The sequence below is a fragment of the Pedobacter africanus genome, assembly GCF_040548825.1.
GTDB lineage: Bacteria > Bacteroidota > Bacteroidia > Sphingobacteriales > Sphingobacteriaceae > Pedobacter > Pedobacter africanus_A.
In genome coordinates this window covers 833,240-849,882 of record NZ_JBEPSL010000002.1, presented here as the reverse complement: position 1 = coordinate 849,882, position 16,643 = coordinate 833,240, and the positions used below count along the sequence as shown (strand labels likewise).

7 protein-coding genes are annotated in these 16,643 nt (G+C 44.4%); all 7 read left to right on the top strand.

Features of this window, described 5'->3' with window-relative positions; translation table 11 throughout:
- Positions 1–10: 10 nt before the first annotated feature.
- On the top strand, positions 11–1,651 hold the full coding sequence (locus tag ABIE26_RS13685; protein WP_310142088.1) for a RagB/SusD family nutrient uptake outer membrane protein: 1,641 nt from the start codon (positions 11–13) through the stop codon (positions 1,649–1,651).
- 22 nt (positions 1,652–1,673) lie between these two features.
- Positions 1,674–4,733, top strand: a complete 3,060-nt coding sequence (locus ABIE26_RS13680) for a SusC/RagA family TonB-linked outer membrane protein (protein ID WP_310142089.1) — start codon at positions 1,674–1,676, stop codon at positions 4,731–4,733.
- Between the two features lie 4 nt (positions 4,734–4,737).
- Entirely contained in the window at positions 4,738–6,480 is a 1,743-nt protein-coding gene (locus tag ABIE26_RS13675; RefSeq protein ID WP_310142091.1) for a RagB/SusD family nutrient uptake outer membrane protein, read from the top strand.
- Positions 6,481–6,490: 10 nt separating this feature from the next.
- Positions 6,491–7,927, top strand: coding sequence for an alpha-L-fucosidase (locus ABIE26_RS13670; protein ID WP_310142093.1), 1,437 nt, complete (start codon positions 6,491–6,493; stop codon positions 7,925–7,927).
- Positions 7,928–7,952: 25 nt separating this feature from the next.
- A complete protein-coding gene (locus tag ABIE26_RS13665; protein ID WP_310142094.1) occupies positions 7,953–9,149 on the top strand; it encodes a glycoside hydrolase family 88 protein in 1,197 nt (398 codons plus the stop codon).
- A 9-nt stretch (positions 9,150–9,158) separates the two neighbouring features.
- Positions 9,159–10,412, top strand: a complete 1,254-nt coding sequence (locus tag ABIE26_RS13660) for a DUF2264 domain-containing protein (protein WP_310142096.1) — start codon at positions 9,159–9,161, stop codon at positions 10,410–10,412.
- Between the two features lie 369 nt (positions 10,413–10,781).
- Positions 10,782–16,640, top strand: a complete 5,859-nt coding sequence (locus ABIE26_RS13655; RefSeq protein WP_310142098.1) for an Ig-like domain-containing protein — start codon at positions 10,782–10,784, stop codon at positions 16,638–16,640.
- Positions 16,641–16,643: the final 3 nt, after the last annotated feature.

Here is a 16,643-nt window from a genome sequence, read left to right as displayed (position 1 = left end):
AACTAAAGTTATGAAGAGTTTTAAAAAAATAATTACAGGGTTGAGCATGGCCGTAATCTTTGTTTCCTGCTCTAAATCTCTCGAAAATGAACCATTGGAGCGGATTAGCGAAGACCTTGTGTTTGACAACATTGATAAAAACGCTGACTATGCCAAGCAGTTCCTTTCCGGGGTCTATCTGCAGCTTCCTGATGGCTATAACCGCGTGTCGGCAAACTTTTTAGATGCTGGTACTGATGACGCAGTGCCTTCACAGGAAGGGACAAGTGTTGAGGGTTTTCGTACAGGGCTGGTTTCAGGTCAGAATGTACCTGACAATACCTGGGCCAGGAACTATACTGGAATCCGCAGAGCTAATATGTTCTTAAGTAAAATAGATGTGGTACCGACTACAGATGAACTGAAGGTACAATGGAAGGCTGAAGCCAGGTTTCTACGGGCTTATTTCTATTTTGAACTGGTAAAACGTTGGGGAGGGGTACCGTTGATTGGGGATAAAATCTTCGGATTGACTGATAACGTTAACCTTAGTAGGAATACTACAGCCGAATGCTACACTTATATTTTGGCCGAGCTGGAGGCAATTAAAGATCTTTTGTTACCCGTCGTGGTGGCCGATCAGAACATTGGCAGGGCAAACAAAGGTGCTGCGCTAGCTTTAAAATCAAGGGTATTACTGTACATGGCAAGTCCACAGTTAAATCCGGATAACAATGCGCAAAAGTGGTCTGATGCAGCGACAGCAGCTAAAAATATCATAGATCTGAATAACTACTCTTTGGGTACAGATTATATAGCACTGTTCAATTCGGTTAAACATACCGAGATCATTTTTATGAAAGAACAGGCACAAAATATGTCAGTCGAAAATAACAACGGCCCAATAGGTTATGTAACTGGAAGCGGAAATACCAGCCCTACCCAAAATCTGGCCGATGCTTTTCCTATGAAAAATGGAAAGATGCCGGCCGAGAGCGGTTCCACCTTTGATCCGGCAAATCCTTACGCCAACCGTGATCCCCGTTTTGCCGCGACTTTAATGTTCAACACCACAAAATGGTTAAACAGACCTGTAGAAACTTTTGATGGTGGTATGGATAGGCCAGGAGGCACCCGTACACAGACCCGTACGGGGTATTACCTGCGTAAATTTATGGGCAAGTTTGAAAGCTCCGGAAACTACAGCAACCAAAATCATCATGTTATCCTTTTCCGCTATGCAGAAATTCTGCTGAATTATGCTGAAGCATTAAATGAAGTAAGTGGACCGGTAAAAGATGTCACCGATGCTGTTATCCTGATCCGAAAACGCGCGGGTATTACTGCGGGGACGAATAACAGGTATGGCATTAGTGAAACCATTACTAAGGAGCAGATGCGAGACCTCATTAGAAACGAACGCCGCATTGAAATGGCCTTCGAGGAACAAAGGTTCTGGGATATTCGCCGCTGGAAGATTGCTGAAATTGTGCTTAACCAACCAGTCAGGGGTGTCAATATCACTAAAAATACCAATGGCACATTTGGTTATACCTATAAGGATATTGCGACATCCGTTTTTGATGCAGGTAAGAATTATCTGTTCCCGATCCCTTATTCCGAGATCCAGACCAACCCAAATATGATGCAAAATCCGGGATATACTTATTAATTCCTTCCAAACAAACTTAGAAATGATGAGAAAAATTATTCTTTTATGCTTTATGTTCTGTTTCTGCAGCATGGCATACGCCCAGCAGCTAACATTGAGCGGTAAAGTAACGGATAAGGAGGGCCTTCCTATTCCTGGGGCAACTGTACTTGAGGACGGGAATGCCAAAAACGGAACATTTACCAATGCAAATGGTGAATTTAAATTAAAAATAACAAGTGGTAAGATTGTAGTACGTAGTGTTGGCTATGAATCCCGTACCGTTACGGTTGCAGGTAATAACCAGGGCATTACCATACAGTTGAAAGACGATGATGCCCAGATGAACGAGGTGGTAGTCGTAGGTTTTGCAAAACAGAAAAAGATCACGAATACAGGTTCTATCAGTACGGTGTCAGGAAAGGAATTACGCCAAAGCCCTGCAGCCAGTATTCAGAATTCACTGGCAGGGCGCTTACCAGGACTCTTCCAGCAGCAAACCAGTGGACAACCAGGGAAGGATGCTGCCAATATTTACATTAGGGGTATCAGCTCTTTTGCCGGAAATACCAACAGACCTCTGGTTATTGTAGACGATGTAGAATACCAGTACGAACAGTTAAACCAACTGGATCCGAATGAGGTAGAAAATATTTCTATTCTTAAAGATGCATCTACCACGGCTATTTACGGCATCAAGGGAGCGAATGGGGTAATTGTGGTGACCACCCGTCGGGGTAAGGAAGGGCCACCGGTTATTACTTTCCGTACAGAGGCAGGCTTGCAGATGCCCACCATTTTGCGTAAATCACTAGATTCCTATCAGGCATTGCAGTTGTTGAAGGAACAGGCCATAAATGGGGGTAAAGATCCTAATAATGAATATCCGGGATTGGTAAGTGATGAAGCACTCGAGCATTTCCGTACCGGCGATGATCCTTTTAGGTATCCAAATGTAGACTGGTATGGTGAAGTGATGAAGAAAAGTGCCTTACAGCAACGCAATAATCTGGATATCAATGGCGGAACAAAAAGCTTGCGTTATTTCATTTCCACAGGCTATCTGTACCAGACTGGTATTTTAAAAGATGTTCCCAGAAAAGAAGATTTCGACAATAATTATTCTTTGAGGCGCTACAACATCCGCTCCAATGTAGATCTTGATGTAAATAAAAACCTTACGCTTAAACTTGACCTGTCTACACGATTTAGCGAGATAAATGAACCCAATCTGCCGGATCCTATGCCTGGTGGTGCACTTCCTTTCTGGCGCAGGATATCAAGCGGATTGCTGGGACCATGGGTATATCCGGTGAAGAATCCGGATGGAAGTTACGGAGGTAAAAAAGCGGGCTCTTTAAATCCCGTAGGTGCCATAGAATATGGTGGTTACAAACGCAATTACAGTAATGACCTCAACGTTAACCTGAGTGCAGAGCATAAGCTGGATTTCATTACAGAGGGTTTATCTGTAAAGGGGGTAATTGCTTACACGAATAAGGCCGCTTTTAACAGGGAACTTACCCGTGGGCGTTTCCCTGTGTATGGCATCATTCCTGAAACCGGGGTGCTGGATCCTGTTTACCCGGAACTATTGCGTATAGAACCATTGGTAAAATCTGACGGTGATTATATAGCTCCTTTCAGAAGGGTAAATATTCAGGCTATTTTGAATTACAACAGGCAGTTTGGCCAGCACAATGTGTACGCTTTAGCATTGACGAACCGTTCAGGGGACATTACAGGCGCAGCCGCTCCAGCCAATTTTAAAGGCTATGCGGGAAGATTGGGTTATAATTTCAAATCCCGTTATCTGATTGAATTCAATGCAGGCTACAATGGTTCTGACCGTTTCAAATCCAAAAACCGCTATGGCCTTTTTCCCGCTATATCAGGAGGTTGGAACATTAGTGAAGAACCTTTCTTTAAAGATAATATTAAAATTATCAATTATTTGAAGATCAGAGGTTCTTATGGTACTGTAGGAAGCGATGAGGTAACCGGGAACAGGTATCTGTATGAAGAGGTTTACAATGTGGCCAGTGGTGGGTATTATTTTGGTGAAAGTCCGACCGGGCAGCCTAAAATAACCCCGGGAACACTAGGGAACGACGATGTACGCTGGGAAAAAGAAAGGAAAGCGAACATCGGGATTGACATGAAATTGTTTAACAGTAAACTGGAAGTTACAGCCGATTATTTCGATCATTACCGTTACGATATCCTGACGACCCGAGAAAGCGTTCCTTTGTATGTCGGATTGTCGTTACCGCCGGTAAACCTTGGAAAGGTGAGCAACAAAGGTTTTGAAATTGAACTGAACCATAGAAATACAGTAAACGACCATTTTCAGTATTTCGTAAGGGCAAATGCTTCATTTGCCAAAAATAAAGTGCTGTTTAGGGATGAACCAGAGGCTGTAGCTCCTAATCTTAAGAGAACCGGTAGGCCGGTTAACCAATTATACGGTTATATCGCCGAAGGCTTTTATTATGACGAGGCCGATATAGCGAACAGCCCCCCGGTAGTTGGAAAGGTAGTCATTCCAGGTGATTTGAAATATAAAGATGTCAATGGTGATGGGGTAATCAATGCGAATGATATTACCGCTATAGGTTATCCGGAAACCCCGCAGCTCACTTTTGGTTTTTCTACAGGCTTTAGCTATAAAGATTTTGATTTCTCCATGTTGCTGCAGGGCGCAGCCAGAAGCAGTATGAGTTCCAATACCCTGCTGCAGATAGGTAATGTAAACGGCAAACCTTCCGAAATACATCTTAAACGCTGGACGCCTGAAAACAGGGACAATGCGGAATATCCAAGATTAGGAGGAGTAAGTTTTGATGCCTCTACTTTTTGGTTAAGGCCGGCAGACTACCTGCGTTTAAAGAATGTTGAGATTGGCTACCACATTCCTAAATCTTTTTCTCAACGTTTAAAGCTGAAGGACATCAGATTGTATGCTAATGGATTGAACCTCTTAACTTTTAATAAGCTGAAAATCTATGACGTGGATCCCGAATCTAAAACAGGAAGCGTAGAGGCTTACGTCAATTACCCACAGATGAAAATTGTCAACTTTGGTTTACAGGTAACATTTTAAAATCATGAAAAACGCAATAAAATATATAGCTATAGCTGCGGTTTCTGCAGGATTACTCTGGACCGCAGGTTGCAAAAAAGCAACAGACAAAAGTTTTCTTGATCCAACAGACATTGGTCAGGTAAACGAACAAACTGTATTTGCCGACAGTGCTATGAGTATTCAGTTCCTGACCTCGGTTTATGGGGATCTGAACAGGACTTATTTTGTAGAAAATGGTATTAGTGGCGGAGGAATATGGCCTTTCTCCGACGCCTCTGATGACGGGGAGGCGCGCTGGTCGAGCGGTTTTTCACAGGGCTACAATATGGCAAATGTGGCCAATGCATCCAGCAATACTTTTACCCGGAATACCTGGTCTCAATCGTATAGCATGATCAGGAGGGTAAATGTTTTTTTGGACAATATAGACCGTGCGCCGCTTTCGGCCGCCAAAAAGACCAGGCTTAAAGCAGAAGCCAGGTTTTTGAGGGCCTACAGTTATTACCATCTGCTCCGGACTTTCGGTGGAGTACCTCTGCTGGGTGATAAAAAATATAGCCTTACAGACGACTTTAACCTGCCAAGAAGTACCTTTGCCGCTACTCTTGATTATATTGAAAGTGAATTGAATACAGTGGCAGCTATACTGCCGCTGGAGCATTTACCGGAAGATTTTGGTCGCCCAACTAAAGGCGCTGCACTTGCGATAAAGGCAAAAATGCTGTTGATGGCGGCTAGTCCGCTTTACAATGAAAGTAATCCGGGAACTGGTGCCGTAAAGCCACTGATTGGTTATGAAAGCTATGATCCTGGCCGATGGAAAAAGGCCGCCGATGCAGCAAAAGCTGTAATGGATCTGAACCTGTACAGCCTGGTTGAAGACAATATTACAGCTCCAGGCTATGGTTATTACAATATGGGGATCCAGCGTAAGAATTCTGAATACATCTTTCAGGTCATGATGAATTCCGACAGGTTCTACGAAAAGTATATGCTTCCGGCATCGCGTGGCGGACAAAATTATGGAAACCCAACTCAACAGCTGGTAGATGATTACGGGATGGCCAATGGTAAGCTGATCACTGAAGTAGGTTCTGGTTACGTAGAGGCAACGCCATATAAAGATCGTGATCCAAGGTTTTATTACACTATTATTTACAATCAGGCTTTATGGCTGGATCGGACCAGTTTAACTAAAAAACCAGTAGATTTATACCATCTGGCACCAGGTGATGGGATGGGATCTGCTGCGTATAACACTGTAACCGGTTATTTGTGGAGAAGATTTTGTAATGAAAATGCCGGAGGGAATTATGGGGTAATGAGCCAGATTGGCCTGGTAGTATCCAGATATGCAGATATTCTGCTAATGTATGCAGAGGCTTTGAATGAGGCGCAGGGGCCAAGTGCGGAGATTTACAATGCGGTTGAAACAGTACGAAAACGAGCAGGCTTGATGCCTTATCAGCTGACAACCGGTTTAACCAAAGAACAGATGCGTACCGTTATCCGTCATGAAAGACGGATTGAGTTCGCTGCCGAAGAGGGACATAGGTTATTTGATATTTTAAGATGGAAAGTAGCCGAAGATCTTTTGAAAGGACCTATGGGCGGAATGCGCTGGACAAAAACTGGAAGTACCTTCACGGCTACACGTATTGTTTTTGAGACCAGAAAATTCAACAGCCCGCAAATGTATTACTATCCGATCCCCTTGGTGGAGATCAATAAAAATAATCAGCTGATCCAGAATCCGGGCTGGTAAAACAAAAACTATGAAGAGAAACGTAAGAACCTTCTTGTGCATGTCCATCTTTACCTGCTGTGTATTTTCTGCACAGCAGGCAGATGCCCAGGCACAACAAATTGAATTGAAGCACGGTAGCCACCGCATTGGCAAACGAACAGATGCAGTAATGCAGAAATGGCGGGGTTATGGCCTTGGCCAGTTCATCCACTGGGGCCTGTATGCCATCCCGGGAGGCGAATGGAACGGTAAACAATATAATGGTGCTGCCGAGTGGATCCGCTCCTGGAACGGTATCCCGAAGTCTACCTACGATTCGCTTATTTACAAGTTCAATCCTGTAAACTTCAATGCTGAAGAATGGGCCGTAACCGCCAAACAGATGGGCGCCAGATATGTGACCATTACTACCAAACACCATGATGGTTTTTGCCTCTGGCCCAGTAAATATACCAGGTATACCATAGCAAATTCTCCATGGAAAAAAGACATCATGAAACCTCTGGTTGATGCTTACGACAAACAAGGCATTGATGTGATTCTCTATTTTTCGGTGATGGACTGGAACCACCCGGGCTGGCGTTACGACATCAAAACCAAAGAAGACAGCATCGCTTTTGAAGGCTTTAAGCAGTTTACCCGCAACCAGCTGCTGGAACTCCTTACTTTATACCCAACGGCCAAGGGACTTTGGTTTGATGGCACATGGGACAAGTCCTGGATAAAACAGGCAGCCTTTGCTGATGAGCTGGAAACCGAAATGCGCAAGTTCAGACCCGGTCTCATTATTGGCAGCCGCTTCCGCGCAGATGAAAATGGCAAACGCCATTTTGACTCGAACGGGGTTTTAATGGGCGATTACGAGCAGGGTTGGGAGCGTAAAATCCCAAATAAAATAGAAGATGTGCATGGGAATGACTGGGATTGCGTGATGACTGTTCCGGAAAATCAGTGGGGCTACAATAAGGCCTGGAAAGGACACATCAAAACCAGGAACGAACTGCTGGAAATGACAGCAAAATGCGTTTCCCTGGGTGGAAATTTTGTGCTGAATTTTGGGCCGCAGGGCGATGGTGCGATAAGAAAAGAGGAAAAACAGCTTGCTGCACAAATTGGCGACTGGATGAAGACAAATAGCGAAGCCATTTACAACTGCGAATATGCGGGATTGGAAAAACAGGACTGGGGTTATTTTACTAAAAAAACGGGTTCCGATAAGTTGTATATGATTGTGTTTAATGTTCCTGTTTCAGGGGCGTTGAAAGTGAAACTACCTGCAAACACCAGTATCGGAAAATCTTATTTGCTGGCACAGCCGGCACAATTGCTGAATGCTGAAGAGATCAGTGGTACAGAATATTTTATCCACCTTAAAAACACAGCAGCCGGAAATCCATTTGTTGTGGTGTTGGAGCCTACCGCAAAAAAGGCTAGTGGCAATACATACGATAAGGCAAAAACATAAAACAAGAGATACACACAAATAAAACATGAGAAAGTTGATACTTATTGCCGGTTTTTTACTGGTAAGCGGGATGCCATTTGCGCAGCCACCGGAGAAGAACAGAGAGAAGATGAAGAACCTGATTGATGAACAGTTCAGGTTTGCGGCTACGCAATATAAGGTGCTTGCTAAAAATGTACCTTCTCATCGGATGCCCAAAACATATTATGCCAAAACCAATAAGGTAGAAACCAGTGATACCAAATGGTGGTGCAGCGGGTTTTACCCGGGTGCGCTGCTGTATATCTATGAATACACTAAAGACCCTGCCATCCTGAACGAAGCCGAAAACAGGCTGGCCATTCTTGAACCTGAAAAGCACTATACCGGTAACCACGATCTGGGTTTTATGATGTACTGTAGCTTTGGAAATGCCTATCGCATTACAAAAAACGAAGCCTACAGGCCAACCATTGATACCGCTGCGGCATCTTTAATTACCCGCTACCGCCCAAATGCAAAGGTTATCCAATCCTGGAACGCCAGTAAAAAATGGCGCGGTCCGGTAATCATTGACAACATGATGAACCTGGAGCTGCTGGCCTGGGTTACAGACAATGGCGGAGATAAAAAATATAAGGAGATTGCCATCAACCATGCCAACACCTCTCTTGAAAATCATTTCCGCCCCGATTACAGTTCATATCATGTGGTAGATTATGACATGAATACCGGGGCAGTATTGAAAAAAGGAACCGCCCAGGGTGCAGCTGATAGCTCGGCCTGGAGCCGTGGACAAAGCTGGGGACTATACGGTTATGTAATGATGTACCGTTTTACTAAAGATAAACGCTATTTAGAGCAGGCCCAGCATATTGCGAGTTTTATACTAAACCATCCGAATATGCCAGCCGATATGGTACCTTACTGGGATTTTGATGTTCCTGTAACGCCAAATACCTGCAGGGATGCGTCTGCAGCTGCAGTTACCGCATCCGCCTTGCTGGAGCTTGGACAATATACCTCCGGTAAAGACCGTAAAACCTATGTCTCGGCAGCAGAGACGATGCTGACATCTTTGTCCTCTCCGGCTTACAGGGCAAAGCAAGGAGAGAACGGAGGATTTTTACTGATGCATAGCACCGGCGCACTGCCCTTGAAATCAGAAATAGATGTACCTTTAACCTATGCGGATTATTATTACCTGGAGGCATTGCTGCGTTACAAAAACTGGTATTTATAGACAAAGATTATGGAAAGAAGAAAATTTATAGGTGCCTTATCTTTTGCGGGGGTATTGGGCACACTAATGCCTGAAAAAATATTGGCGGCCAGTAAAACGAAACAAAATGCCTTTGTAAAAAATGATCGGGATTATTGGTATAAACTCTTGTATAAAATTGCAGGGCCAGTAGTGCATAACCTGGCCAATGGTACACTGATTAAAAACATGCCGCTGGAAAAATCGCCTACGTTTGATTCCCGTTCACCTTCGGTTACTTATCTTGAAGCCGTAGGTCGTACCTATGCCGGCATTGCGCCCTGGCTGGCTTTGCCGGATGATGAAACCAAAGAAGGTATTTTAAGAAAATCATTCAGAAATGAGGCAATAAAAGGACTCAATAAGTGTTTTACGCCAGGCAGTCCAGATGCTCTAAACTTTGCCAAAGATCATCAGCCTATTGTAGATGCCGCCTATTTGGCACAATCCTTTTTAAGGGCGCCTAAAGCATTGTGGGAGCCTCTGGAAGCACAAACTAAAACCCAGATCATTGCTTCCTTTAAGTCCTTACGAAACAGGAAGCCGTTCAAAAGCAATTGGCTGCTTTTTGGTTCCATTACAGAAGCTTTTTTACTTAACATTGGCGAAGAGCCTGATGCTGCCCGTTTGAATGAAGGGCCTAAGATGTTGAACGAATGGTACAAAGGCGATGGCTGGTATGGCGATGGCCCCAACTATGCCTTCGATTATTACAATTCTTTTGTGATCCATTCTATGATGGTAGATACGCTGGCAGTGATGGCAGCTAAAAATCTGGTGGAACAGAAAGTGTACGACCTGGCCTTAAAACGCATGCAGCGTCATGCAGTAGGACAGGAGCGTATGATCTCGCCAGAGGGAACTTATCCGCCTATAGGACGTTCCATCACTTACCGCACTGGTGCATTTCAGGTGCTGGCCCAGGTGTCCCTGATGGAAAAACTTCCGGCAGGGATAAAACCGGCCCAGGTACGTTGCGCGCTCACTAAGGTAAAGCAGAACATGTACGAAACACCGGGCACTTTTGATAAAAATGGCTGGTTGCAGCTGGGCTTTTGCGGGCATGAGCCAGAAATTGCCGACTATTATACCTCTACAGGTAGTTTATACATGGCTACATTATCGTTCCTGCCATTAGGCCTGCCTGCGGATCATGAGTTCTGGACAGGCTCCCCTGTAGCGTGGACTGCAAAACAAGCCTGGGCCGGAAAGGGCTTTGCCAAAGATTATCATGTAGATTATTAACACGATAAATGAACTTCCAGAAATGTAATCAGCGGATACTATTTCATTTTTGATGATTGTTTTTCTTGCAGTGTAACTCAAATTTTACATTATGTAGGCTGTTTTAATCAAAATTCAAATGTGTTAGCTTTTGTTGACAATTATTTTTTTACATATTTTTGATGTAGTTAAATTTTATACGGCTACATGAAATATGCGCTCTTCTATACCCTGTTTTTCCGCAGGAATTTAGCTGACAAAATAAATTTTTGCCAGCCCCTTTTCTATAAACTATCCCCTTTTTTTAATTCCAGTTAATGTTTTTATTCAATGAAATGAAATCATGAATGCTGTGGCATTCCATCCCTTTTTGTTAATTAAATGAAATAAATGAAAAAATTATACTATTTATTGATAGCTTTTCTGGCTTTTGCCGGAACACTCCACGCACAGACCTCCACTGAACAATTTGAGACAGAAAGCCATGGTTCAGCAAGTTTTACAGACAACGGTGTTATATTTAATATTATTTCCCATATTAGCGTATTTGATGTTCAGGGAAACTATCCCGGTACCGGATGGAACGGGACTGCTAACGATAACAGATATATCGATAATTCCAACGACATTGCTTTTCCACCATCTTTCAGTATCAAGACAACCTTAAACCTTTTTAAGGTGAACAGGTTCTGGATGTATTTGTCTGCACTCAACTTAGACCTGAACGTTCCAGGTTCGCTTACAGTTACAGGTAAATTAAGTGGCGTTACTAAATTTACCCAGACTAAAACCTCCGGGTTTGCTACCTCTTTAGGTTCAACAAATGGTTACACGCTGATTGATTTAACGAATTTGAACGGACAAAATTACAGTAATATCATTATTGATGAACTTCAAATTACGTTGGGAGGTAATTTTCGGTATGCAGGCTTAGATGCTTTCACCTGGGTGAAAGACTCAAATGTGATCCCGCCCCCAGGACCAACGGCAAGTATTGTAGTAGCCAACACTACTTTAAAAATTGGGGGAACCTCAACGGTAACCATTACTTTTAACGGAGCTGTTAGCGGTTTTGACAATACTGACCTTACGATAGCCAATGGCACATTGAGTAATGTGAGTTCCACAGATGGTGGCACCACCTGGACAGCAACATTAACCCCGACAACTGGAATTACGGACCAGTCCAATATGATTGTGTTAAATAATGCTGGTGTTACAAATGGTGCAGGTAACGCTGGAACGGGCACTACCAATTCCAACAATTATGCTGTTGACACACAGCGTCCTACAGCCAGCGTTGTAGTAACGAACACCGCCCTGGGGATTGGAGGAACCTCTCTGGTTACCTTTAACTTTAGTGAGGCGGTTACGGGTTTTACCAATGCAGACCTTACGATTGCCAACGGTACGCTAAGTGCAGTGAGTTCGTCAGACGGTGGGATTACCTGGACAGCGACCTTTACACCAACAACCGGGATTACTGATGCAACCAACCTGATTACTTTAGACAATACGGGTGTGCAGGATGCTGCAGGCAATGCAGGGTCGGGTACTACCAATTCAAATAACTACGCTATCGATGGCCATCGCCCTGTTGCGACAGTAGTTATAGCTGATCCTGTTTTAACTGCTGGCGAAACCACATTGGTCACCATCACCTTCAGTGAATCGGTTACCGGTTTCACCACCGCTGATCTTAGCATTGCCAATGGCACAATTACAGCTGTAAGTTCATCAGACGGAGGTATTACCTGGACAACTACCTTTACACCGACAGCTGGTATTGTAGATGCCAGTAATCTGATTACTTTGAACAATGGCGGGGTTAGCGATCTTACCGGAAATGCCGGAACAGGTACGACCAACTCGGCCAATTACACCATTAATACCCTGCGACCTACAGCTACTGTAGTTGTAGCCAATAATTCTTTGAAAATTGGGGGAACCTCAACGGTAACCATTACTTTTAATGAAGCTGTTAGTGGTTTTGACAATACTGACCTTACGATAGCCAATGGCACATTGAGTAATGTGAGTTCCACAGACGGCGGCATTACCTGGACCGCTACTTTTACACCAACAACCGGGATTACAGACACAAGCAACCAGATTATATTAGATAATACAGGTGTTACAAATACTGCAGGTAATGCTGGAACAGGCACTACCAGTTCCAACAACTACACTATTGATACGAGGCGACCTACAGCCACTATTGTTGTAGCCAATACTGCCTTGGGTATTGGAGGAACTTCATTGGTTACCATTACCTTTAGTGAGGCCGTTACCGGTTTTACCAATGCAGACCTTACCATTGCCAATGGCACGTTAAGTACTGTGAGTTCATCAGACGGGGGCATTACCTGGACAGCAACCTTTACGCCGGTAGCGGGAATAACAGATGCAACCAACCTGATCACTTTAGACAATACAGGTGTGCAGGATGCGGCCGGAAATACAGGTTCAGGCACTACCGACTCTAATAATTACCGCATTGACAGCCAGCGGCCAACGGCAACAATTGTGTTGGCAGATAATGCCTTAAGCATAGGAGAGACTTCACTTGTCACCTTCACCTTTAGCGAAGCAGTTATTGGTTTTACCAACGATGATCTTACGATTGCCAATGGTACGCTGACAGCTGTTAGCTCATCAGATGGAGGTATTACCTGGACTGCAACTTTAACACCAACAGCTGGAATTGCAGATGCCAGCAATCTGATTACTTTGAACAATGCCGGGGTTAGCGATCTTGCCGGAAATGCCGGAACAGGTACGACCAATTCGGCCAATTACACCATTAACACCCTGCGGCCTACAGCGACTGTAGTTGTAGCCAATACTTCTTTGAAAATTGGAGGAACCTCATTGGTAACCATTACCTTTAGTGAAGCGGTTACCGGCTTTACCAATGCCGATCTTACGATTGAAAATGGAACGCTGACAGCAGTAGGTTCATTGGACGGGGGCATTACCTGGACAGCTACTTTTACACCAACAACCGGGATTACAGATGCAAGCAACCAGATTATATTAGATAATACAGGTGTTACAAATGCTGCAGGTAATGTTGGAACAGGCACCACCAATTCCAACAATTACGCTATTGATACGAGACGTCCTACAGCTACTGTAGTTGTAGCCAATACCGTCTTAGGTGTTGGAGGAACTTCAGCGGTTACCATTACCTTTAGTGAGGCCGTTACCGGTTTTACCAATGCAGACCTTACCATTGCCAATGGCACGTTAAGTACTGTGAGTTCATCAGACGGGGGTATTACCTGGACAGCAACCTTTACGCCGGCAGCTGGAATTACGGATGCAACCAACCTGATTACTTTAGACAATACGGGTGTGCAGGATGCGGCCGGAAATACAGGTTCAGGCACTACCGACTCTAACAATTACGGCATTGACAGCCAACGGCCAACGGCAACAATTGTGTTGGCAGATAATGCCTTAAGCATAGGAGAGACTTCACTTGTCACCTTCACCTTTAGCGAAGCAGTTATTGGTTTTACCAACGATGATCTTACGATTGCCAATGGTACGCTGACAGCTGTTAGCTCATCAGATGGAGGTATTACCTGGACTGCAACTTTAACACCAACAGCTGGAATTGCAGATGCCAGCAATCTGATTACTTTGAACAATGCCGGGGTTAGCGATCTTGCCGGAAATGCCGGAACAGGCACGACCAATTCGGCCAATTACACCATTAACACCCTTCGGCCTACAGCTACAATAGTTGTGGCTAATACAATTTTAAACACTGGTGGAACTTCTCCGGTAACCATTACTTTTAGCGAAGCGGTTAGTGGTTTTAGTAATGCAGACCTTACTGTTGCCAACGGTGGCCTAAGCGTTGTAGGTTCAACAGATGGCGGCATTACCTGGACAGCAACATTAACTCCATCTGCCAACGTCACTGATGCAACCAACCTGATTGTCTTAGACAACACAGGAGTGCAGAACGCAGCAGGTAATACAGGCACAGGCAGCACTAGTTCTAACAATTATGCCATAGATACTCAACGGCCAACTGCAAGTATTTTGGTAGCTAATGCAGCTTTAAGAGTTGGGGAAACATCATCGGTTACCATTAATTTCAGCGAAGCAGTGACTGGTTTTACCAATGCCGATCTTAGTGTTGCAAATGCTGTGGTTACCGGCCTTGGTTCGTCAGATGGCGGCATTACCTGGACGGCAACTTTAACGCCGACGGCTGGAATCGAAGATGCCAGCAACCTGATCACTTTAGACAATACAGGCATTATTGATGTAGCGGGCAATACCGGTACAGGCACTACTAATTCCAATAACTACGCCATTGACACCTATGCACCAACAGTTCCGACAGGACTGGCTGCAGTGGGGGGAGATACTGAGGTTGTGCTGAACTGGGCAGGCAATCCGGAAACAGATATTGCCAGGTATCGGATTTTTGGCGGAACAACAACTCTTCCTGCAACATTGTTAACAGAAGTTGTTGCCGGAGGTATAACGTATACAAATACAGGCTTAACCAATGGTACAACTTATTATTATCGTATACAGGCGATAGATCAGGCCGGTAATACTAGCCCAATTAGCACAGATGTTGTGGCTGTGCCAAAAGGTAACCAAATGATTACCTTTAATACTATAGCGGCTAAAACCTATGGCGATGCGGCCTTTACCCTGGGAAATGCAAATTCTTCGGCAGGGTTAGCCATAACTTATACCGCTGCCGACCCTTCAGTAGTTTCTATCAGCGGAAATACCGCCACTATTCTGAAAGCTGGAAACACTTTGGTTACTGCCAGTCAGCTGGGAAATGCCACGATTAAAGCGGCTGCCAATGTTCAGCAAACCTTAACCGTTAACAAGGCAGTATTAACCATTACTGCCGATAACAAAGAGCGGTTTGCCGGCACAGCCAATCCTGCGCTTACGCTAAGTTACTCAGGCTTTGTGAACGGCGAAACCAATACGGTGTTAACTACAGCGCCAACAGTAAGCACTACTGCTACGCTTGCAAGCCCGGTAGGAGACTACCCGATTACAGCCATCGGAGCTGCAGCAGTGAACTATAGCTTCAATTACGTAGCGGGTACACTTAAAGTAAAAGGAGGTGCACCAACCAACATCAGTCTGGCCGGGATAATCCTTTACGAGAACAGTGCGGGTGGTACCAATGCCGGCACCCTGAGCAGCACTTCGGATGATCCGAGTGCTACCTTTACTTATACACTGGTTGCGGGTACAGGCGATACCGACAATGCACTTTTTGCTGTTAGCGGCAACAAGATCAATACTGCAGCAGCACTTAACTTTGAAAACAAAGCCAGCTATAGTGTTCGTGTCAAAAGCACTACACAATATGGCCTGAGCCTGGAAAAAGTGTTGAACATAGCTTTAAGCGATGTGAACGAAATTCCTGCACTGGCTGCTATTGCCAATCAGACGATCTGCTTTACTACAGCAGCGCAAACAGTAGCTTTAACCGGTATCAGTTCCGGGCCTGAAACTGCACAAACCACAACATTAACAGTGAGCAGCAGCAATGCCAACCTGTTTGATGCCCTAACGGTTAGCGGAACTGGCGCTACCGGAACCCTGAACTATCGCATTAAAGCAGGGGTTGTAGCCGGAACTGCCACAGTTACAGTAACCGTTAAAGACAATGGGGGCACTGCCAACGGTGGTGTGGATACCTATAGCAGGACCTTTGTGATTACCGTAAATGCTTTACCGGTTGTTTCTATAAACAGCGATAAGGGTACAAACCTAAGCAAAGGAGAGACCGCACTACTTACTGCAACAGGAGGCACCAGCTATGTATGGGCAAACACGAGCGGCATTATTGGTTCAACCAATGGTGCTGTGTTAACGGTAAGGCCAAGCCAAACCACTACTTATACCGTAACTGCTACCAATGCCAGCGGATGCAGCCAAACTCAAAGCATCACTATCGTAGTAAATGAAGACTTTGCAAAGATCAAGGCTACAAACATCCTGAGTCCTAATGGAGATGGTTACAACGACAAATGGGTGATTGATAACATCGATTTTTATCCTAACAATGAGGTAAAGATTTTTGATAAATCTGGTCGTTTGATGTATAACAAAAGAGGTTATGACAACAGCTGGGACGGTACATTTAACGGCATAGCCCTAAATGAAGGGACCTATTATTACATTGTAGATTTTGGCAACAGAACAAGGGTATTTAAAGGTTTCATTACCATTGTTAGAAATGATTAAAGA